Below are 19,906 nucleotides of genomic sequence, written 5' to 3'. Positions count from 1 at the left end.
TTATTTGAAATTCCAAGAGACTTTCCATTTTAATATTTTAGGTAGGAAGAAATACGTAATGAAACTAGTTATTAAAAATCCGATGTAAAAGCTTGACAATGAGTGCGCGCGACTTAGTATTAAACCTCCAACGATCCCACCAAAGAAAATAGTGCATGCCATTACTAACTTTTGTAACTTTGGATATAATAGATAGTTACCATTTCGCTCATTGATTGAACGGGCATATAAATAAATACCGAGTGGTAATAAAATAAGTATATGTGCAATAGGTGCAATCAATGTTTTTACCGGCGGAATCTTTGTAAAGTTTGGTTCGTTATGACGTACTCCATTTTGATCAGTATAAGCGCTTTGTGGATCATAATTAAAGTTAATAGTAAAATCTTCTGCTGGACTAGAAATACGTATGTTTTCCATAACATCATGTATAATGCCATTGTTCTCATGAAAGTCGGCACTCGAGTGAACAGCAATGACTCCTGATATTAGAGATGGAAGTAACGCTGGGAAGATTAATATAGCTGCAGTAAGAAATCCTTGCGATATCACATTTCCAGCGATTGTTCCTATACATAAGGCAAGTGTATAAATAGCGATTAATACAATTAACATATATATAAAGTAACTATGAAACGGTGAAAATACTTGATATTTATTATGAAAAGTCAACCTTTTCATAATAGCAAATAGCCCCCAGTTTAAAATGACAACAGCGGCGATATTACAGATTCCAAACAACCACTTTGTTATATAAAGGTGTGAACGTTTAAAGGGCATAGACCATAACAAGTCGCTAGCGTTATTTTGTCTTTCCCATCCAATTAACGTACAAGCTAGAATGGTCAGTATGCTACCTAACAGCATGATAGGATCTAAAAGTGTTAAATCAAAGTGATAATGATATACATAGTTCCATTTTTTATTGTCATTTAGAAAGTGTTGCTGTTGAATAGAAGTCATATAGTATTTATATGACAAACTATAGAAGCTGACGAGCCAAAATAACCATACAACATATTTACTTTGTTGATACGTTCTTAGCCATAGTGCTTTTTGAAACATAGGATCTCTCCTTTAAAAAACTTTATAATTTGTTAGGCGTGATAATACAACATAAGTAATGATTCCAGCGAGAAACAAACCGATATAGTAGTTAGGTAAGAAATAAAATTGATTGATTTTATAGCCACCTAGTAATGAAAAGTAAATGGTTGTCCCCCATATACATATTTTTAAATGTTTTTGGAAAATAAATATCCTTTGACTATTTTCATTTGGTGAACGCACATATAAATATGTCCCAAGTAGTAAATAAAATATTGTATAGAAAATAGGGACTAACATTGATTTGGCTGAATAATATACGTGAGATGCTGGATTTCTTAAAGTAGTTGGATCGTTGTCCCTCTTCCGAGAATCTGGCTGATAGTTATAATCAATAGAAAAGCGATATATTGGTACAACTATATTTGTTTTTTGATTGATTTCATATAGTTGTTGATCTAATTTATTATTTTTAGTATCGGTAGCCTCTAAATGGTTTAGTGTAAAAGTGTACACTAGTGGAATAAATGTAAGGCCCATTAGTAGCCATGGAATGCAAAAAATGACCTGTGAAACAATACTTCCAGTAAAAGTACCGATACATAGAGCAGCTGTATAGACTGCAACATAAGAAACTATCGCATAAAGAAAGTATCGGTGAAGTGGACTAAATGATTGATAATCAAAATGGATAGTTGTTCTATAAATAACATACATAATAATCCAATTTATAAGTAACGAGCTCACAATACAGAAGGAACCGAAAGCCCATTTAGATAAGAAAACATGTTTTCTTTTAAATGGCATCGTCATAAGTAGTGTATTAGATTGGTTGCTACGTTCCCATCCTATCAATAAGCAGGCTAAAGCAATGATAAGAACAGTTAACAAAAAACTATTACCATCTCGTGCAGAAAAGGTATAAAAATAATAATACTGTTCCCCTTTTTCTTGTAATTCGTAATATTTATCGAGTTCCATCTGAGCACTTCTATAGTATCCGAGAGATAGAAGATAAAGCGAACTAAAGAAGAATAGTAACGCAGCATATTTCCCACGCTTCCAATTCCACATCCATAACGCTTTATGAAACATATCCATCCTCCTCCAGTGTCGTAACGAAGACATCTTCAAGTGACATTGTTAATTCTTCAATGAGCAGTGGTTGTTCTTTATAAAACTTCTCGAGTGTTGTAGCCACATTTCCTTCAATTAAGATTGTATATACTTTTCCTGTTTGATTTAATATTTTAATATTGCTTAAGTTTTCTAGTTTTTGAGGTAATGAACGCTCGTAAGCTACTTGTATTTTTGCAAATTGTGATTTTGCATCGTCTAGTGACGTAATAGATGCTACAGTATGTCCTTTTAACATAATGATTGTATCTGCAATTTGTTCCACTTCATCTAAATGATGGGTAGAGATGAAAATGGTAATTTCTTTTTCTGCAACTTCTCCAACGAGAAACTGTAAAATCTGTCTTTTAACGATAGGATCAAGTCCGTTTGTTGGTTCATCTAAAATAATATATTCTGCCTGTGCAGCAACAGCTAAAATGATGGCAAGCAGTGCTTTCATTCCTTTTGAATAACTACGAATTCGTTTATTTGGTAAGTTGAAATGTTCTAGTAGTTCATAGAAATATGGTTCATCAAAAGCTGTATAAACTGCTTTATAAAACTTCACGATTTCTTTTACTGTATAACCGTTCAGTATGTTAGTAGAATCCGGAACATATACGATTTTTTGTTTCGTTTCAGGATTCTTATGAATGTCGATATCCTCATATGTAACAGTTCCCTCGTCTGGGTCTAAAATGCCGACCATCGTTCGTAATAAAGTTGTTTTTCCCGCGCCGTTTCTTCCAAGTAACCCGATGATACTACCTTTTTGTAATGTGAAAGAAACATCGTCTAAAATTGTTTGAGTATCAATTGTTTTCTTCAAGCTTGTCACTTTCAGCATCCGTATTTCCTCCAATCTCTTTATAGTATGAATCTATCCAATCATGAATTTTATCTTTCGTAACACCAAGATAAGAGGCTTCTAATAGTAATTGATGAAATTGCTTTTCAACCATAGCGATTTTCCTTTCGTCTAATGTTGGGGTAATCGATTGGGATACAAATGTTCCTTTTCCTCGTAACGTTTCAATAATTCCTTGTCGCTCTAACTCTTGATACGCTTTACTCACTGTATTTGGATTTATAACGAGTAAAGAAGCGAGTTCGCGTACAGAAGGAAGTTTATCACTTGGAGCCAACATGCTTTTCAATACGAGTTCTTTTATATTTTGAACAATTTGTTCCCATATCGGAGTGTTGCTTCTTGGGTCAAGTTGAATATGCAAGAGCAATGTCTCCTTCCTCATATGTATTAAGTGTACTACTATATGTAATACACTTAATACAATATAGGGGACGAATGTATTTGTCAACTGAAAATAATAGAAAAAATTGGTATTAAAAAAAGGAGAATTGGAAAAAATAGGTCTGATATAGAATGGAGGGTTAGTCATGAAGCGAGTTTTTGGAATACTTGTTTGTTTCATGTTATTGCTTTCTGGAACTTCAGTGAGTTTTGCGCAATCTGAAAAAACGAAGCAGGAGAAAACAGAAGAAACAACGCCGAAGTTAGCGGAACAAGCGTCGTCAGCAATCGTAATTGAGCAAGATACAGGTAAAGTTTTATTTGATAAAAACCCAAATGAAAAATTACCACCTGCTAGTATGACAAAGATTATGACAATGCTTTTAATTATGGAACAAGTTGAAAAAGGAAAACTAAAACTGAACGATAAAGTTAGAGCGAGTGAACATGCAGCTTCAATGGGTGGATCGCAAATCTTTTTAGAACCTGGGGAAGAGATGACTGTAAATGAGATGTTAAAGGGTATTGCAATTGCATCTGGAAATGACGCATCTGTTGCAGTAGCCGAGCACATCGCAGGTTCAGAAGAAGGATTTGTAAATATGATGAACAAAAAGGCGAAAGATTTAGGGCTGAAAAATACACATTTTCAAAATCCAACAGGTCTTCCGGCCAAAGACCATTATTCGACAGCAAATGATATGGCTATAATGGCGAGAGAATTGATGAAGTATCCACTTATTCGTAAATACACAGGTAAGTACGAAGATTATTTACGTGAAGATACGGATAAAAAGTTTTGGCTCGTTAATACGAATAAACTAGTACGTTTTTATCCTGGCGTAGATGGAGTAAAAACAGGTTTTACGACAGAAGCGAAATATTGTTTAACAGCATCGGCTGAAAAAAATGGCATGCGTGTCATTTCAGTTGTCATGGGAGCACCAACATCAAAAGAACGGAACAACCAAGTGACGAAGCTTCTTGACTATGCATTTGGACAATATATGACAAAGAAATTGTATACGCGCGGCGAAAAAATTAAGACAGTTCAAGTAGGAAAAGGGAAAAAAGAAAAAGTAGATTTAGTTGCGTCAGATAATGTTTCTCTTCTTATGAAGAAGGGCGAGAATATGGACAAGGTAAAACAAGAAGTAATTGCTGAAAAGAAAGTAAAAGCACCGATTAAAAAAGGTGACGCGCTTGGTACACTTGTTATTAAAAAAGATAAAGATGTTTTATTAAAACAAACAATTGTAGCAAAAGAAGATGTTGCTGCAGCGAGCTGGTGGGAGTTATTTAAAAGAAGTTTTGGGATGTTTTCAACATCAAAATAGCGGCAAATATTTTGCCGCTTTTCTATTCGTATGTAAGTGAATAATGCTGAAAGGTTTCACTTTATGACGAAATAGTTCTTCTTTTGTCAGCAGGAAGGATTCTTATTTTGTATCACGAAAATCTTTATGTATGTGAATAAGTAAAGTTTGAGCATAAGGAGGAAATCGTGTGAGTCTTTCCATGCAATTAGAAGTAAAACGTGACGTCCTATGTGTGAGACTAGAGGGTGAATTAGATCATCATACGGCTGAAGAGTTGCGAACGAAAGTAACAGATATGATTGAGACACATGGTGTTCATCATATTGTTTTGAGCCTAGAGAACTTATCGTTTATGGATAGTTCTGGTCTAGGTGTTATATTAGGCCGATATAAACACGTAAAGGGATTAGGTGGAGAAATGGTTGTTTGTGCAATTTCACCGCCTGTTAAGCGTTTATTTGAAATGTCGGGCTTATTCAAAATCGTTCGCTTAGAAGAAAGTGAAGCGCACGCGCTCGCGACGTTGGGGGTGGCATAGATGAGAAATGAAATGAACCTTCAATTTTCAGCATTAAGTCAAAATGAATCATTCGCTCGCGTTACAGTGGCGGCTTTCATTGCACAACTAGATCCAACGATGGAAGAATTAACGGAGATTAAAACAGTTGTGTCAGAAGCGGTTACAAATGCAATTATTCATGGATACGAAGGAAATGCAGAAGGTATTGTTTATATTTCTGTAATTTTGGAAGAAGCAATGGTGAAACTCACGATTCGAGATGAAGGGATTGGAATCTTTAACTTAGATGAAGCGAGACAACCCCTTTTTACAACTAAACCTGAATTAGAGCGTTCCGGAATGGGATTTACTATCATGGAAAATTTTATGGATGAAGTAGAAGTTATTTCAAACGAATCTTTCGGGACAACAATCCATTTGACAAAATACTTATCAAATAGTAACGCTCTATGCAATTAAGGAGAATAGCCTATGGACATAGAGGTCAAAAATGAGAAGAAGAAACCTCAGTTAAAGGACCACGAGCTAAAAGCGTTAATTCAAAAAAGTCAAGATGGAGATCAACAAGCGAGAGATACAATCGTTCAAAGTAATATGCGCCTCGTTTGGTCGGTTGTACAGCGGTTTCTTAATCGAGGATACGAACCAGACGACCTATTTCAAATTGGATGTATTGGGCTCTTGAAATCGGTAGATAAATTTGATTTATCTTTCGACGTGAAATTTTCAACATATGCAGTTCCAATGATTATTGGTGAAATACAACGTTTCTTACGCGATGATGGATCAGTGAAAGTTAGTAGGTCTTTAAAAGAAACAGGAAACAAAATTCGAAAGATGAGAGATGAGCTTTCGAAAGAATTCGGAAGGGCTCCAACGATTAATGAAGTGGCAGAGGCACTAGAACTAACGCCAGAGGAAGTTGTTCTAGCACAAGAAGCGAGCCGGGCCCCTTCATCTATACATGAAACTGTATATGAAAACGATGGAGATCCAATCACTATTTTAGATCAAATTGCAGATCAATCTGAAACGAAATGGTTCGATAAAATTGCTTTAAAAGAAGCGATTAGAGAACTAGATGAACGAGAGCGCTTAATTGTATACTTGCGTTACTATAAAGATCAAACACAGTCAGAAGTAGCCGAGCGCATAGGCATTTCGCAAGTACAAGTTTCAAGACTTGAAAAGAAAATATTAAAACAGATGAAAGATCGAATAGACGAATAATTGTCTATTCGATTTTTTTATGCCGTTAATAGGAGAGAGATGTTAATTTTCGCAAAAATTAACAGAATTTATTGATAATTTAGTCAATTTAAAATATAATCCAAGTATGAACTTGTCATAAAGGGGGAAGGAAACATGGAAACGAGGCAACAATGGGGAACGAGAGCTGGATTTATTTTCGCAGCGGTCGGATCTGCCGTTGGATTAGGAAACATATGGCGTTTTCCTTATACAGCGTATGAAAATGGAGGAGGAGCATTCTTTTTACCGTATTTATTTGCATTATTAACGACTGGTATTTCATTGTTAGCGTTTGAGTTTGCCCTTGGTCATCGTCATCGTGGCTCAGCACCACTTACATTTTTCCGTATTAGCCCGCGTGCAGAATTTATTGGATGGTGGCAAATGTGCGTAACATTTATTGTTTCAACATATTATGCAGTGATTATTGCTTGGTCTATATCGTATACATACTTTGCAATTACTGGAGCATGGGGAAAAGACACGCAATCATTTTTATTTAAAGAGTACTTACATGTTGCAGATAAGCCAGGACAATTTGGAGGACTTGTACCAGAAGTATTAATTCCGTTAGCTCTCGTTTGGATTATTGTGCTTGGCGTTGCATTTAAAGGAGTTAAAAAAGGAATCGAAGTTGTTAACCGTATATTTATTCCTTTATTAGTTGTTATGTTCCTTATTATCGTTGTTCGTGCAGTGACGATGGAAGGTGCTATGCAAGGACTAGATGCATTCTTTAAACCAGATTGGAGTCGTATTTTTGATGGGAAAGTATGGCTTGCTGCTTACGGTCAAATATTCTTTAGTTTATCTTTAGCATTTGGAATTATGATTACGTATTCTAGTTATTTACCGAAAAACTCGGATACAACAAATAATGCCTTTATTACTGGATTTGCAAACTCAGGATTTGAATTATTAGCAGGTATTGGGGTCTTTGCAGCTCTTGGATTTATGGCAAATAATATGGGAGTACCGGTTGATAAAGTAGCAAGTGCTGGCGTTGGGCTTGCGTTCGTAGTATTTCCCCAAATTATTAATGAATTGCCGATGTCACCGTTGTTTGGTGTTTTATTTTTCTTATCGTTAACGGTTGCTGGAATTACATCACTTATTTCACTCGCGGAAGTATGCTTTGCCGCTGTATCTGAAAAATTCAGTTTAAGTCGGGAAAAAACTATTGGAATTATGGGAACCCTTCTCGTGTTAGTTTCTCTTGTTTTTGCAACACGTGGTGGACTTATGTTCTTAGATGTTGTCGACTATTTCGCTAATAATTTCGGATTAATTACAATTGCACTTGCGGAAGTAGTTACGATAGGGCTCATTTTACGCCGTTTACCAGTTTATCAAAATCATGCAAACTTTGTATCTGATATTAAATTAGGAACGTTTTGGAGAGTGAGTTTACTCGTTATTACTCCGCTTATGTTAGGGTATATGCTAATTGATGGTACAATCCAAAATATTAAAAAGAACTACGGAGATTATCCGACTGAGTTTGTTGTAACGTATGGTTGGTCGATAGCAGCAGCATTCCTCATTGTTGCAATAATCATTGGCCTGAAAAAATGGGATGCACAAATTCATTCGGATTCTGCCAAGCTTGAAAAAGAATGGAAAGATCGAGGTGTTTCATAATGAGTGGATCAGCGATTATGATGATGGTTATTGGAATAGTAGTCATTTGGGGAGGGCTTGCATTAAGTATTGTAAACTTATTTAAGAAAAAGGCATAAGTAAAAAACATCTGTACCGAAATGGTGCAGATGTTTTTTTATGAAAAAATTGTATTAGAAAAAAATTCAATAACCATACTACAACTACGAGGAAGAGTGAAGGGGTGAATGAAAGTTGGAACAAACGATTTATATTAAAATGCGCAATCGTTTAAAAGTTTCTCCTACTTATGAAGTAAAGCTGGGCGATGTTGCTCAACTTGCCGGAGATTCTTCCGTAGTTGAGTTGTTACAAAATGAGATAGTTTACAAAATAACAGCGCATGATAAGACGCATGTTGTAATTGATGTTATGAAAGTAATTGAGATTATTCAACAGAAAGCATCTCATGTACAAATTAATTTACTCGGTTCTGGACAAACTCTTGTTGAAATTATATACGAAAAAAAGAAGACACACCCAATTTTTTTCGGGCTTGTATGGCTGTTACTGTTCATTGGAGCGGCCCTTGCGATCATTTATTTCCATGAAGATGTAAGTATGCAACAAGTACATCAACGGTTATATTACATGATTACTGGAGAATTTAATGCGCAACCACTTTTATTTCAAATCCCTTATTCTTTAGGTCTTGGCTTAGGGATGGTTTTATTTTTTAATCATGTATTTCAAAAGCGAATTAATGAAGAGCCGAGTCCGTTAGAAGTTGAGATGTTTCAATACCAACAGTCACTTGATCAGTATGTAATCGTTAATGAAAACAAGGATAATATGAAACAACTTGCCGATGATTGAGTCTGGATTTGTTATTTTAATTGGTTTAGCTGGAGGGATTGCGGTAGGTAGCGGATATGTCGCATTTTTAGCTGTACTTGGTATAATCCCCCGCTTAGCCCAATTAACGAGAAGTGGAAAGCATATTCAATATTTTGAGTGGGCAGTCATTGCAGGTACTTTAACAGGGGCTTGGTGCAGTTTGAAAAACATTACATTTCAAACGTCGCAGTATTGGCTCGTTATATTAGGGATATTTTGTGGCACATTCATCGGAATGCTTGCTGCGGCATTAACAGAGGTGTTAAATGTTCTGCCTATTTTAGCGAAACGAGTAGGGGTAGAGGGGAAGATTATTGTTTTACTCGTTGCTCTTGTACTTGGGAAAGTAATAGGATCGTTGTTTCACTGGATTTATTTCGTAAAGTAGGAGGCAGTATATAAATGACAAGTCAGAAATTGAAGGATGATTACATAAATAAAGTGAAGGAGTATCATCCAAAGCCAAACTATTTACTAAATTGTATCAAAGCATTTCTTGTAGGTGGACTCATTTGCACAGTTGGAGAAGTATTGATGAAATTTTATATACATTATTTTCACTTCAGTGAACAAGAGGCAGGAAACCCAACTGTTGCAACCCTTGTTTTATTATCCGCGATTTTAACAGGGTGTGGTGTATATGATAAAATCGGTCAATTTGCTGGAGCAGGATCAGCGGTACCGGTAACAGGATTTGCAAATTCTATGGCGAGCGCTGCCTTAGAACATAAGAGCGAAGGGGTTGTTCTAGGGATTGCTACAAATATGTTTAAACTGGCAGGAAGTGTGATTGTATTTGGGGTTGTTGGTGCATATATCATTGGGTTAATAAGGTATACCTTTAAAATTTTTATGTCTTAAAGGAGGGCTAGTATGAGGTTGACCGGAAAACAAACGTGGGTATTTCAAAATGATATATATGTGAATGCAACGGGTACTGCTGTCGGTCCGAAAGAAGCTGAGGGCCCTCTCGGGAAAAAATTTGATATTTCATATGGTGACTTGCATTGTGGAGAAGAAAATTGGGAGCTTGCCGAACGAAGATTAATGTCAGACTCAATTCAACAAGCAGTGCAAAAAGGGAATATAAAAACATCGCAAATTGATTTCTTTTTAGCGGGAGATTTATTAAATCAAACAGTGACAGCAAATTATGTTGCGCGTAAGTGGGGCATTCCTTTTTTAGGAATGTTTAGCGCTTGTGCGACGTCTATGGAGACTTTAGCAGTTGGCTCAGCTTTTATAGACGGTGGATTTGCAAATCGTGTCTTAGCGACAGTAAGTAGTCATAATGCAACGGCTGAAAGACAATTTCGCTATCCAACAGAGTACGGTGGACAAAAGCCAGGGACAGCAAATTCAACTGTGACTGGTGCAGGATCTATATTAATTAGCAATGAAAAAAGTGCAATTAAAATTACGTCGGCTACAATTGGAAAAGTGCAAGATTTAGGAATTACAAATCCTTTGGATATGGGGGCAGCGATGGCTCCAGCAGCAGCTCATACAATTCAACAACATTTTGAAGATTTAAGAAGAAGTGCCGATGATTATGATTTGATTGTTACGGGTGATTTATCAGCTGTTGGGACGCCGATTGCGAAACAACTTTTACTTGAGGAAGGTTATGATCTTGGGCATATATACAATGATTGTGGATTGATGATTTATGAATCAAGTCAAGAAGAAGTGTTTGCAGGTGGTAGTGGTTGCGCTTGTTCAGCAGTTGTCACATATGGTCATTTATTACACGAGATGCAAAAAGGGAATTTACAACGAATTTTTGTCGTTGCGACTGGTGCATTATTAAGCCCGATGATGATGCAACAGAAGGAAACGATTCCGACAATTGCACATGGTGTCGTATTTGAGAGAGTTAAAGGAGAGTGAATTGTGGATTTTATATATGCATTTCTTGTAGGTGGAGTTATTTGTTTAATTGGGCAACTATTGTTAGATTTCATAAAGTTAACACCAGCTCATTTAATGGCAACTTTTGTAGTCATCGGAGCAATTTTAGATGGATTTGGATTGTACGATAAACTAATAAAGTTTGCAGGTGCTGGAGCAACAGTCCCTATTACAAGTTTTGGACATTCACTATTGCACGGAGCAATGCATGCAGCAGAAAAACATGGATATTTAGGAATTGGTATTGGCATGTTTAGTTTAACGTCTGCGGGCATTTCCGCAGCGATATTGTTTTCGTTTTTTATAGCACTTATATGTAAACCGAAAGGATAAATCAAATGAGACGAAGGGTTGTTTTGGTCACAGATGGAGATGAATATGCAAAGCGGACAATTGAGCTTTTAACGAAGGAATTTGGGGGAAGGTGTATTTCAGCATCACAAAGTAATCCAACCAAATTGACAGGGAAAAAAGTTGTTGAGCTTATTATGCAAACGCCATATGACCCTGTATTTGTCATGTTTGATGACAGTGGATTTATTGGAGAAGGATCTGGTGAAAAGGCTTTAAAATATGTGGCTACCCATAAACAAATTGATGTGCTCGGTATTTTAGCGGTAGCGTCTAATACGCATCATTGGGAATGGGCACGTGTAGATGTAAGTGTAGATCGGAATGGGAATTTAACCGAATACGGTGTTGATAAATTTGGACTTCCAGATGGCGAAATTGGCAGAATTAGCGGAGATACAATTTATTGTTTAGATGACTTGAATGTTCCTGTCATCGTTGGAGTCGGTGACATTGGTAAGATGTGTGGAAATGATGAATGGGAGAGGGGATCACCTATTACGAAGAAAGCAATTCAATTAATTTTGGAAAGGAGTGGTTTTTATGACGAAGCCTAAAAAAGTGGATATCCCTATATCAACTTTCATAAGTGACAATGAAAATTATTTAAAGCAGACAGTTGGGCTAGGCGTTACATACGATGTTGGCATTCGTAAATTTCAAATTTTGAATAAAGAAATTGGTGTGTTATTTGTAAACGGACTTTGTGATACAAATTATATTATCCCTATTTTAGAAGAAGCGGTGGATACAAATGAGATAAGGGATGTAGAAGAAGATACAGTGAAGCTTTTAGAGAATCGCTTAATCCATCAACAAGTAAGTAAAGTGAAAACGATGGATGAGGTAATGCTCCAAGTATTATCAGGACTCATCGTGATATTTGTGGAAGGTGAAACGGAAGCGTTTGCAATCGATGTTCGTAGTTATCCAGGGCGAACGCCGACAGAACCAGATACCGAAAAGGTAGTACGCGGTGCAAGGGATGGATTTGTTGAAAATATCGTTGTAAATACAGCATTAATCCGTAGAAGAATTCGAGATCCACGTCTTCGAAATGAAATGGTTCGAGTAGGAGATAGATCACAAACGGATATTTGCATTACATACGTTCAAGATGTTGCAAATCCAGATTTAGTAAAGATTATAAAACAAGAATTAAATAACATCGATGTAGATGGAATTACGATGGCGGATAAAACAGTAGAAGAATTTGTTGTAAAGCAAAGCTATAACCCATTTCCACTTATTCGATATACAGAAAGGCCAGATGTAGCAGCAAATCATCTACTAGAAGGACATGTGTTAGTACTTGTTGACACATCGCCAAGTGCTATGATTACACCGACAACATATTTTCATCATTTACAGCACGCGGAAGAGTTTAGACAAAATCCAGCTGTCGGTACATTTTTACGCTGGGTGCGCTTTTTAGGTGTTATATTCTCGTTATTTTTATTACCATTTTGGTTAGTGTTTGTATTTGATCCAACTCTTTTGCCAGCAAATCTTGCTTTTATTGGACCGACTAAGATGACGCATTTACCAATTTTATTACAGGTGTTAATGGCAGAGGTCGGACTTGAGTTTTTAAGGATGGCAGCCATTCATACTCCAACGCCGTTATCGTCTGCAGCAGGGTTGATTTCCGCTATATTAATTGGTCAAATTGCAATTGATGTAGGTTTGTTTGTGCCAGAAGTAATTTTGTATGTAGCAGTTTCGATGATTGGTGCATATGCAACACCGAGTTATGAATTAGGATTAGGGAATAAGGTTGGGAAATTGTTTGTTATTATTTTAACAGGCCTCTTCCATGAGATGGGATTTGTAATTGGTATGACGATATTAATTTTATTTTTAACGTCTATAAAAAGTTTACAAACACCTTATTTATGGCCGTTTTTACCATTTGATTGGGGCGCATTAACAAAAATTTTACTCCGTCCAACGATGTCTAGTTTAAAAGTACGACCAAGTATTGTAAGACCTCAAAATGTAAAAAGACAAAAATAAACGGGATTATACACCCGTTTATTTTTTTTAGCAAAAATTTATTATTTTTTAACAAAAATCAAACATTTTTTGTGTACACTTAGAGTAGATATTGTGTATGGAAGGGGAAGAGGACATGATTAAATTATTTGTAAGTGATTTAGATGACACGCTCGTTTACGATGTGAATCATATGCAAAAAGAAGATGAACGTGCGCTGTGTTGGTTAGCTGAGAAAGGGACAAATATTTGTTTTGCCTCTGGCCGCTTTACACACAGAATTGATGAAGTTGTAAAAAGGTTTTCATTCCCATATTATACAACTGGCTTAAATGGAGCGACAATGTTGCTTCCGGATGGAAATTTATTTCATGAATCGAGTTTTGAAAATGTGGTTGCCCAGGAAATATATCGATATATACATAAAAAAGGACTAGCGGATATTGTTTGTGCAAATGAGCAGCGATATACAAAAAGGAAGAATGAACATCACCATAATTTTGAAGCGTATATGGGCGTGCATATCGCTGAAATTGAAGCGTTAGAAGAAGAGTTTGGTAAGACTGTACACCCTGCAAAATTGTTTGTTTTTGGAGAAGAAGAGAAAATTGTGACGTTAGATCAAGAGCTACGAGATACGTTTCAAGGCGAAGCGGAAGTTTTTATATCAGGTAAACGCTATGTTGATATTATGCCAAGAGGCGTGAGTAAGGGGAGTGCTCTAAAGCGACTAATGGACCATTTGCAAATTGAAGCAAATGAAGTTGCTTGTATTGGAGATTCTTTCAATGATATTTCTATGTTTGAAGTAACCCCGCATTCATTTACTCTTCATCATGCCCATCCATATGTAAAGGAGAAAGCAAATCATATAGTGCGCTCGGTTGAAGAGGCTGTTATGAAATTACCATTACTTGTATAAAAAAGAAGCCCGTCACTGGCGGGCTTCTTTTTTACTTGAATAAAGATTTAACAAAATCAATGATACTTGAGAAGAAATCTTTCACTTTATCTAGAAAACTTTGTCCTTCTTCAGAACCTAAGAAGGCAGAAACGTGTTCTTTTGCTTTGTTTAATTGACTACCAACTTGATTCCAATCGATATTAAGATTTTTCATTTTATCAAATAACGATACTAAGTTATCTAACTGTTCATCTGTCAATGTAATGCCGAGTTGATCAGCAATTTTTTTAATTAATGAACGTAAATCTTCTGTTGTTTTTGGCTGTTCTTTTGCAATTTCTTCTTTAATTTTTGCAACAAGTTGAACTGCTTTTTCTTCACCAATTTTATCACCAAGCTGGGCTGTTTGTACCATTTCTTCATTCGCTACTTTTTTAACTTCTTCAGGAATTTGTTTATTGGACGCAGTTTCGTATGCTTTCATTAATCCAGTTAAAGCTGCAGTTCCTGAAACTTTAAAAGGTGCAGTAATTTGAATTTCTGCATCTTTTACACCTGCTGTAATCAAAGCGTTAGTGTACATTGCATCTGTTACCCAGTTAATGTTCTTTGATCGTACAATAAGACCAGATCCTGGTTTTGTGTATGTAATCATAGAAGAAGAAATTGCTCTCGTACCAATTTGTGCTTTTGGAACAATGCCTTCTAGAAATTTATGTTCTTCCGCATTAGATACAGTAATAATTGTAGCATCTTTCGGTGCTTTCATTTCTTTTAACAGATCTTGTTTTTGTTGTTCAGATAAGTTCTCTCCTAATGTAACAATTGATTCTCCCTCGATGATGTCTGCAAACGAAGCTGTTGGCATCATAAATACCGTTACAGCTAATAGCAGAGCTAGTAATTTCGTTTTCACGAAAAATCGCTCCCTTTCTCTTTCTAAAATTTTCGGGCAACAAAGTTATTATAGTATATATTTCTTATTTGTCACCTAGCTTTTTCCACATTTCAAAAAAGAAGTATCTAGATTGTCGGATTCTTTTTGTTTCTAGTCATGAATGTGGTAATATAGTGCTGAGATAGTTGAAAGGAGACATATACGTATGAAAACTTTAGGATACATATTAATGGAAAACGGTGAAAAAATCGACTTGGAATTTTTCCCAGAAGAAGCACCGAAAACAGTAGAAAACTTTAAAAAATTAGCAGAGCAAGGATTTTATGACGGTGTTACATTCCACCGTGTTATTCCTGGCTTCGTAAGCCAAGGTGGAGACCCAACAGGTACAGGTGCAGGTGGCCCAGGTTACTCTATTCCATGTGAAACTGATGGAAACCCTCATAGACACCTTGTAGGATCACTTTCTATGGCTCACGCTGGCCGTAACACAGGCGGTAGCCAATTCTTTATCGTTCATGAGCCACAGCCGCATTTAGATGGTGTTCATACTGTATTCGGTAAAGCAACAAGCGGTATTGAAACAGTATTAAAAATGCGTCAAGGCGATGTAATGAAAGAAGTTAAAGTTTGGGAAGAATAAGGTAAGGAAAAAGAGAGCTTTTGCTCTCTTTTTTATTTTTAATGAGATTGAGTACTACTTCTACAGCTCATCATACAAGTAGTATTGTTGCTAAAATATATTGTTTGTGAGAACAAACCTTTAACCAATTACATAGAATACATTACATTATATGTTTCAATAAATATTTTTTGTTATATTAATTTTGCTAGAATTGTGCTGCTTTAGAGTAACTATAAATGAAGTGCTGTTGAATGATATGTTTCTTTCCATTCCATATAAAATTTTCTTTTTTTAACTCTATTTATTAAAGGAATAGTGCTGAAACATAGATTTGACTTTCTTCTTTTCGCTTTGTATGATTATCAAGTTGTTTTAGACTCTTCTCACTCTGTTGAAAATATTGTAAAATGAATGTGATATGAAAAGAGTGATTGAGGGGATTACTAGTTTGTAACTTTTGTAAGAAGGGATAAGGGTTATGTTAATTCGTTTTAAAAAAAGTTATGAAAAAATTGCAATGGGGCTTCTTTCGTTTATGCCAACTGAAAAAGATGTGAAAACATTACAATTGACAATGAAAGAATATGAAGCAAAAGATGATTGGCAATTGTATTTGTGGAAAGAAAATGAAGATTTTGTTGGAATAATGGGGATTGTAAAAAAAGAGAATCAAGTATTAGAAATTCAGCATTTGAGTGTGAACCCGTCTCACCGTCATGTGGGGATTGGGACGAAGATGGTTCAAGAGTTAAAGAGTAAATTTCTTGAGTTTACAATTTGCGGAAATGAGCAAACAGCAAGTTTTTGCGAAAAATGTAAAGGGCTAGAACAAAATATACATTCGTGAAAGCAGAGATAAGTAGTTTATTATCTCTGCTTTCTTTTTTGTAATTGTTCGTTTCGTTCAGTAATGACCTCTGTGCGATCACGCAAAGTGTGCTTGTTTATAATATATTCACCTGGGATAGCATTCAAGTCTTTCCAAGAGAGGTTTTGTTTTTGACATAACTCTATGCACTGCTTCTCTAACGATGAATCTGATAAGGGTAAAAATAAAGGTACAAAACGTTCTTTTTTATGGATAGATTGCAATCTTTCATTGAGCAAGGAAAGAAGTTGTACTTGATTAATTCCTAAACGTTGTAAAGGCACACCGCTTTTTTCTAAAATTGTAATTGCGCTTTTCATCATTTTTGTAGAACCATTCCAATTAGCACGTCTTTGGTGGTATAAAGAAACTGCAATTTGAATGAGACCAACTAAGTAATGATCACGATTACCTCTTGGTTTTGTCTTCCAATACTCTTCTAGTATTTCGTGGCATTCAAAATAGTCATAATCTCCATGGAAATGAATTAAAAATTGTATGTATTCGGTAGGATACATGTTTTCTCGCTCCTATCTAACGGTTATACATATAAGTGTATCATAGAAATATGAACAATAAACGACTAGGAGGTTTCCCCCTAGCCGTTATTGTTCATATTAGCAGAAGCAAGCTGCTCCTACAATAATTAGTAAAATAAACAGTACAACAAGTAATGCGAACCCACCGCTAAAACCACAATCAACGTGACCCATAGTTTTTTGACCTCCTACATTGTTCTTACTACACTGTTATCATATGAAGTGGTGGGCATGATGACATAGGCATCGGTCTATTTTTAATTAAATTTCTTAAAAAGGTTGGATAGAACATGAGTATGCTCTATACTTATGTTGTTATAGAAAAAATGTGGTGGGATGCTTTGTGCAATATAATTTTAAAGTAGAGGCTTTTGAAGGGCCGTTAGATCTATTGTTACATTTAATACATCGTTATGAAATTGATATATATAATATTCCTGTAGCAGATATTACAGAGCAATATTTATCTTATGTGCATACGATGAAAGAACTTCAATTAGATGTTGCAAGTGAGTATTTAGTAATGGCTGCAACGTTATTACAAATTAAAAGTAAGATGTTGTTGCCGAAACATGAAGAAGATGTACTTGATAACGGTGATGATTTTATAGATGATCCTCGTCAAGAATTGATGGAGAGGTTAATTGAATATAAGAAATATAAGCAAGTTGCTACTGAGTTAAAAGAAAGAGAACAAGAAAGAGCACAGCTATATACACGTCCACCAATTGACTTTACATCGTTGCAACAAGAAGAGGAGACAAGCTTACCTCTTGATGTTACGTTATATGATATGCTAGCAGCATTTCAAAAATTAATGCGCCGTAAAAAGGCAAAAAAACCTGTAACAACACGTATTACTCGTCAAGAAATACCAATTGAACAGCGAATGACTGATATTTTAAAACAGTTAAAAATAAAGGGTGGTCGCCAAAGTTTTTATGATTTGTTTGTTGATGATGAACGTGAAATAATGGTTGTAACATTTTTAGCAGTTCTGGAACTTATGAAAAACCAACAAATCATAATTGAGCAAGAACATAATTTTGATGAAATTTTCGTATCAAGCTCTAATAAATCTGCATAGAGCAAGTATGTGAAAATGGGATAGCAACATTTTATCTCATGCTATGTTTTAATGTATCGTTTGGAACAAGAGAAAAAATATTGAACCGAACGCATTAATTGTGATTCGGTTTTTTGATGTGTATTTTTATGAGAAAATAGAAGGAAGGAGCTCGTGAAATGGATAGGAAAGAACAAAAGTCAATTATTGAAGGCCTTTTATTTGTTTCTGGTGATGAAGGGATTTATCCAGAACAAATAGCGAAAGTTCTTGAAATTGAAATGAATGAAGCAATTAATATTTTAGAAGAAATGCAACAAGAATGTGAAGGTGCAAACCGTGGTTTGCAAATTGTACAGTATGCAAAAGTATATCGTTTTGCTACAAAGAAAGAACATGCTTCATATTATCAAAAATTAATAGATACACCAACAGCTGCTTCACTCTCACAAGCTGCCCTCGAAACGTTAGCGATTGTTGCATATCGCCAACCAATCACAAGGACTGAAATGGAAGAGATTAGAGGAGTTAAAACTGATAAGGCGTTACAAACGTTGGTTTCACATTTACTTATAAAAGAAATGGGAAGAGCAGAAGGACCAGGGCGTCCTATTTTATACGGAACAACAAAAGAATTTTTAGACACATTTGGATTGAAAACATTAGATGATTTACCACCGCTTTCTGAAGAGAATGAACAAATGAATGAAGCAGATTTATTCTTCGGTTCCTTACAAGAGATATCGAAATAAAAGCTTAGCATTTTGCTAAGCTTTTTTTGTATATCAATTATTTACAGTGCCATACTAAATGAAAAAAGGAGACGAGTTATGAGAGGTATGCGGATTATTTTATTATTAGTTTCTGTTTTATTATGTTTTTCTTTAAATAGCGCATCAGCTAAAAGGTATATGATGTCCATTCATACTACGTCTCCTTTACATATGCATCGGCAACATCTTAGTAAAATGAAAGTGAGCTTTTTAAAAGTGGGGCAAGGTGACGCAACACTTATTATAATGCCAAATGGACAAACAATGTTAATTGATGGAGGACCTTATGAAGCAGGAGAGGTTATTATTCAGAAATTAATTGAGAAAGGGATTAATCATTTAGATGTAATTGTCAGTACGCATCCCGATATGGATCATATAGGGGGGTTAATTCCAATTGTAGAGCAAATGCCGGTATCGCTTATATTAGATAGCGGAAAAACATATAGTTCTCTTACTTATCATACGTATCGGAATAATATAAAAAAAAGAGGGATACCTTTCGTTTCAGTAAAGGAAGGACAATATATACCGCTGGATCCACATGTTTCTATACAAGTATTAAACAACGGGAAATCAAAAGATGAAAATAATGAATCCTCAATTGTTTTAAAGGTGCGATATGGAAAAGCGGATTTTTTATTAATGGGTGACGCGGATGTACGGACAGAACATGAAATATTAAAACAATTTGATGTCCATGCAGATGTGTTAAAAGTGGGGCATCATGGCTCATATACTTCAACAAGTGAAACGTTTATAAAAAAAGTGGAACCGCAGTTTGCTATTCTATCGTACGGGAGTAATAATCCGTATGGACATCCTCACCAAAGTGTAGTGAAACGCTTAAAAAGGCACGGTATAATGGTATATAGAACGAATAAACGTACAGTAGAAATGGAAACAGATGGTGAACATATTATGTTAGAATCTAGCGGATTAATGCCATTGTTGAAGTGATTTCTATATTAG

Annotated in this window: 26 protein-coding genes; 19 read left to right on the top strand and 7 right to left on the bottom strand. The window is 35.5% G+C overall.

The window, feature by feature from the left end; translation table 11 throughout:
* From V7S45_RS20005 to V7S45_RS19990, 4 genes are read right to left on the bottom strand one after another with little or no spacing between them, the layout of a single operon-like run.
* Nucleotides 1-1,065, bottom strand: a complete 1,065-nt coding sequence (locus V7S45_RS20005; RefSeq protein WP_071741171.1) for an ABC transporter permease subunit — start codon at nucleotides 1,063-1,065, stop codon at nucleotides 1-3.
* 12 nt (nucleotides 1,066-1,077) lie between these two features.
* A complete protein-coding gene (locus tag V7S45_RS20000) occupies nucleotides 1,078-2,142 on the bottom strand; it encodes an ABC transporter permease (protein ID WP_342761462.1) in 1,065 nt (354 codons plus the stop codon).
* A complete protein-coding gene (locus V7S45_RS19995) occupies nucleotides 2,132-3,013 on the bottom strand; it encodes an ABC transporter ATP-binding protein (RefSeq protein WP_088343899.1) in 882 nt (293 codons plus the stop codon). The genes V7S45_RS20000 and V7S45_RS19995 overlap by 11 nt, the downstream gene beginning before the upstream one ends.
* Nucleotides 2,979-3,398 (bottom strand): GntR family transcriptional regulator, encoded by a 420-nt coding sequence (locus V7S45_RS19990; RefSeq protein ID WP_000548045.1) that lies wholly within the window; start codon nucleotides 3,396-3,398, stop codon nucleotides 2,979-2,981. Before V7S45_RS19990 ends, V7S45_RS19995 begins: the two co-directional genes overlap by 35 nt.
* A 166-nt stretch (nucleotides 3,399-3,564) precedes the next feature.
* Here V7S45_RS19990 and dacF point away from each other — a divergent pair, with 166 nt between their 5' ends.
* The 14 genes from dacF to V7S45_RS19920 all read left to right on the top strand — a co-directional run bounded on the left by dacF (nucleotide 3,565) and on the right by V7S45_RS19920 (nucleotide 14,183).
* Nucleotides 3,565-4,755 (top strand): serine-type D-Ala-D-Ala carboxypeptidase DacF, encoded by a 1,191-nt coding sequence (gene dacF / locus V7S45_RS19985; protein ID WP_089607611.1) that lies wholly within the window; start codon nucleotides 3,565-3,567, stop codon nucleotides 4,753-4,755.
* Between the two features lie 169 nt (nucleotides 4,756-4,924).
* Complete coding sequence (spoIIAA, locus tag V7S45_RS19980; protein WP_000059135.1) at nucleotides 4,925-5,275, top strand: anti-sigma F factor antagonist; 351 nt, start codon at nucleotides 4,925-4,927, stop codon at nucleotides 5,273-5,275.
* Nucleotides 5,276-5,716, top strand: coding sequence for an anti-sigma F factor (spoIIAB, locus tag V7S45_RS19975; RefSeq protein WP_001243398.1), 441 nt, complete (start codon nucleotides 5,276-5,278; stop codon nucleotides 5,714-5,716). It abuts the gene before it with no gap.
* 12 nt (nucleotides 5,717-5,728) lie between these two features.
* Nucleotides 5,729-6,487 (top strand): RNA polymerase sporulation sigma factor SigF, encoded by a 759-nt coding sequence (gene sigF, locus V7S45_RS19970; RefSeq protein ID WP_000350729.1) that lies wholly within the window; start codon nucleotides 5,729-5,731, stop codon nucleotides 6,485-6,487.
* 135 nt (nucleotides 6,488-6,622) lie between these two features.
* Nucleotides 6,623-8,149: a sodium-dependent transporter gene (locus V7S45_RS19965; protein WP_000450088.1), complete on the top strand. Its 1,527-nt coding sequence runs from the start codon at nucleotides 6,623-6,625 to the stop codon at nucleotides 8,147-8,149.
* Nucleotides 8,149-8,247, top strand: a complete 99-nt coding sequence (locus V7S45_RS19960; RefSeq protein WP_000016828.1) for a methionine/alanine import family NSS transporter small subunit — start codon at nucleotides 8,149-8,151, stop codon at nucleotides 8,245-8,247. Before V7S45_RS19965 ends, V7S45_RS19960 begins: the two co-directional genes overlap by 1 nt.
* A gap of 115 nt (nucleotides 8,248-8,362) precedes the next feature.
* A complete protein-coding gene (locus V7S45_RS19955; RefSeq protein WP_000438369.1) occupies nucleotides 8,363-8,983 on the top strand; it encodes a stage V sporulation protein AA in 621 nt (206 codons plus the stop codon).
* Entirely contained in the window at nucleotides 8,976-9,392 is a 417-nt protein-coding gene (gene spoVAB, locus V7S45_RS19950) for a stage V sporulation protein SpoVAB (RefSeq protein WP_000572936.1), read from the top strand. The genes V7S45_RS19955 and spoVAB overlap by 8 nt, the downstream gene beginning before the upstream one ends.
* 14 nt (nucleotides 9,393-9,406) lie before the next feature.
* Complete coding sequence (gene spoVAC / locus V7S45_RS19945) at nucleotides 9,407-9,865, top strand: stage V sporulation protein AC (RefSeq protein WP_000203810.1); 459 nt, start codon at nucleotides 9,407-9,409, stop codon at nucleotides 9,863-9,865.
* A 12-nt stretch (nucleotides 9,866-9,877) separates the two neighbouring features.
* The gene (gene spoVAD, locus V7S45_RS19940; RefSeq protein ID WP_001241166.1) at nucleotides 9,878-10,894 is read left to right on the top strand and encodes a stage V sporulation protein AD; all 1,017 of its coding nucleotides are present in this window, start codon (nucleotides 9,878-9,880) and stop codon (nucleotides 10,892-10,894) included.
* Nucleotides 10,895-10,897: 3 nt separating this feature from the next.
* Nucleotides 10,898-11,248: a stage V sporulation protein AE gene (gene spoVAE / locus V7S45_RS19935; RefSeq protein ID WP_088343897.1), complete on the top strand. Its 351-nt coding sequence runs from the start codon at nucleotides 10,898-10,900 to the stop codon at nucleotides 11,246-11,248.
* 5 nt (nucleotides 11,249-11,253) lie between these two features.
* A complete protein-coding gene (locus tag V7S45_RS19930) occupies nucleotides 11,254-11,823 on the top strand; it encodes a stage V sporulation protein AE (protein ID WP_001254415.1) in 570 nt (189 codons plus the stop codon).
* The gene (gene spoVAF, locus V7S45_RS19925; protein ID WP_000165595.1) at nucleotides 11,810-13,282 is read left to right on the top strand and encodes a spore germination protein SpoVAF; all 1,473 of its coding nucleotides are present in this window, start codon (nucleotides 11,810-11,812) and stop codon (nucleotides 13,280-13,282) included. The genes V7S45_RS19930 and spoVAF overlap by 14 nt, the downstream gene beginning before the upstream one ends.
* A gap of 97 nt (nucleotides 13,283-13,379) precedes the next feature.
* A complete protein-coding gene (locus V7S45_RS19920) occupies nucleotides 13,380-14,183 on the top strand; it encodes a Cof-type HAD-IIB family hydrolase (RefSeq protein WP_002026273.1) in 804 nt (267 codons plus the stop codon).
* A 31-nt stretch (nucleotides 14,184-14,214) separates the two neighbouring features.
* Here the strand turns inward: V7S45_RS19920 and V7S45_RS19915 are convergent, their stop codons facing one another.
* Entirely contained in the window at nucleotides 14,215-15,081 is an 867-nt protein-coding gene (locus tag V7S45_RS19915) for a DUF1002 domain-containing protein (RefSeq protein WP_000850515.1), read from the bottom strand.
* 187 nt (nucleotides 15,082-15,268) lie between these two features.
* Here V7S45_RS19915 and V7S45_RS19910 point away from each other — a divergent pair, with 187 nt between their 5' ends.
* Together V7S45_RS19910 and ribT are read left to right on the top strand one after the other, a co-directional pair.
* The gene (locus tag V7S45_RS19910) at nucleotides 15,269-15,706 is read left to right on the top strand and encodes a peptidylprolyl isomerase (protein ID WP_000853782.1); all 438 of its coding nucleotides are present in this window, start codon (nucleotides 15,269-15,271) and stop codon (nucleotides 15,704-15,706) included.
* A gap of 460 nt (nucleotides 15,707-16,166) precedes the next feature.
* A complete protein-coding gene (gene ribT / locus V7S45_RS19905) occupies nucleotides 16,167-16,535 on the top strand; it encodes a GNAT family N-acetyltransferase RibT (protein WP_000908401.1) in 369 nt (122 codons plus the stop codon).
* A gap of 20 nt (nucleotides 16,536-16,555) precedes the next feature.
* Here the strand turns inward: ribT and V7S45_RS19900 are convergent, their stop codons facing one another.
* Complete coding sequence (locus V7S45_RS19900) at nucleotides 16,556-17,074, bottom strand: DUF309 domain-containing protein (protein ID WP_000283597.1); 519 nt, start codon at nucleotides 17,072-17,074, stop codon at nucleotides 16,556-16,558.
* 99 nt (nucleotides 17,075-17,173) lie between these two features.
* A complete protein-coding gene (locus V7S45_RS19895) occupies nucleotides 17,174-17,269 on the bottom strand; it encodes a YjcZ family sporulation protein (RefSeq protein ID WP_000510194.1) in 96 nt (31 codons plus the stop codon).
* A gap of 169 nt (nucleotides 17,270-17,438) precedes the next feature.
* On the opposite strand from V7S45_RS19895, the gene scpA reads away from it, so the two are divergent.
* From scpA to V7S45_RS19880, 3 genes are all read left to right on the top strand, one after another.
* Complete coding sequence (gene scpA, locus V7S45_RS19890) at nucleotides 17,439-18,182, top strand: segregation/condensation protein A (RefSeq protein WP_001199753.1); 744 nt, start codon at nucleotides 17,439-17,441, stop codon at nucleotides 18,180-18,182.
* A 158-nt stretch (nucleotides 18,183-18,340) separates the two neighbouring features.
* The gene (gene scpB, locus V7S45_RS19885; RefSeq protein WP_000375168.1) at nucleotides 18,341-18,913 is read left to right on the top strand and encodes a segregation/condensation protein ScpB; all 573 of its coding nucleotides are present in this window, start codon (nucleotides 18,341-18,343) and stop codon (nucleotides 18,911-18,913) included.
* A gap of 78 nt (nucleotides 18,914-18,991) precedes the next feature.
* Nucleotides 18,992-19,894 carry a ComEC/Rec2 family competence protein gene (locus V7S45_RS19880; RefSeq protein WP_001214826.1) on the top strand — a complete coding sequence of 301 codons (903 nt, stop codon included), beginning with the start codon at nucleotides 18,992-18,994 and terminating at the stop codon, nucleotides 19,892-19,894.
* The last annotated feature ends 12 nt before the right edge of the window (nucleotides 19,895-19,906 follow it).

This window comes from Bacillus sp. BR3(2024) (assembly GCF_039134555.1).
GTDB lineage: Bacteria > Bacillota > Bacilli > Bacillales > Bacillaceae_G > Bacillus_A > Bacillus_A cereus.
This window is presented reverse-complemented; position numbering and strand designations above follow the sequence as displayed.

Coding starts and splice junctions, on each gene's coding strand:
- spoVAD (WP_001241166.1), top strand. CDS start 9,878: ATGAGGTTGACCGGAAAACAAACGTGGGTATTTCAAAATGATATATAT.
- V7S45_RS20005 (WP_071741171.1), bottom strand. CDS start 1,065: ATGTTTCAAAAAGCACTATGGCTAAGAACGTATCAACAAAGTAAATAT.
- spoVAC (WP_000203810.1), top strand. CDS start 9,407: ATGACAAGTCAGAAATTGAAGGATGATTACATAAATAAAGTGAAGGAG.
- V7S45_RS19960 (WP_000016828.1), top strand. CDS start 8,149: ATGAGTGGATCAGCGATTATGATGATGGTTATTGGAATAGTAGTCATT.
- scpB (WP_000375168.1), top strand. CDS start 18,341: ATGGATAGGAAAGAACAAAAGTCAATTATTGAAGGCCTTTTATTTGTT.
- spoIIAB (WP_001243398.1), top strand. CDS start 5,276: ATGAGAAATGAAATGAACCTTCAATTTTCAGCATTAAGTCAAAATGAA.
- V7S45_RS19995 (WP_088343899.1), bottom strand. CDS start 3,013: ATGCTGAAAGTGACAAGCTTGAAGAAAACAATTGATACTCAAACAATT.
- V7S45_RS19880 (WP_001214826.1), top strand. CDS start 18,992: ATGAGAGGTATGCGGATTATTTTATTATTAGTTTCTGTTTTATTATGT.
- V7S45_RS19895 (WP_000510194.1), bottom strand. CDS start 17,269: ATGGGTCACGTTGATTGTGGTTTTAGCGGTGGGTTCGCATTACTTGTT.
- V7S45_RS19965 (WP_000450088.1), top strand. CDS start 6,623: ATGGAAACGAGGCAACAATGGGGAACGAGAGCTGGATTTATTTTCGCA.
- V7S45_RS20000 (WP_342761462.1), bottom strand. CDS start 2,142: ATGTTTCATAAAGCGTTATGGATGTGGAATTGGAAGCGTGGGAAATAT.
- ribT (WP_000908401.1), top strand. CDS start 16,167: ATGTTAATTCGTTTTAAAAAAAGTTATGAAAAAATTGCAATGGGGCTT.
- V7S45_RS19920 (WP_002026273.1), top strand. CDS start 13,380: ATGGAAGGGGAAGAGGACATGATTAAATTATTTGTAAGTGATTTAGAT.
- dacF (WP_089607611.1), top strand. CDS start 3,565: ATGAAGCGAGTTTTTGGAATACTTGTTTGTTTCATGTTATTGCTTTCT.
- V7S45_RS19910 (WP_000853782.1), top strand. CDS start 15,269: ATGAAAACTTTAGGATACATATTAATGGAAAACGGTGAAAAAATCGAC.
- spoVAF (WP_000165595.1), top strand. CDS start 11,810: ATGACGAAGCCTAAAAAAGTGGATATCCCTATATCAACTTTCATAAGT.
- V7S45_RS19930 (WP_001254415.1), top strand. CDS start 11,254: ATGAGACGAAGGGTTGTTTTGGTCACAGATGGAGATGAATATGCAAAG.
- V7S45_RS19900 (WP_000283597.1), bottom strand. CDS start 17,074: ATGTATCCTACCGAATACATACAATTTTTAATTCATTTCCATGGAGAT.
- sigF (WP_000350729.1), top strand. CDS start 5,729: ATGGACATAGAGGTCAAAAATGAGAAGAAGAAACCTCAGTTAAAGGAC.
- spoVAB (WP_000572936.1), top strand. CDS start 8,976: ATGATTGAGTCTGGATTTGTTATTTTAATTGGTTTAGCTGGAGGGATT.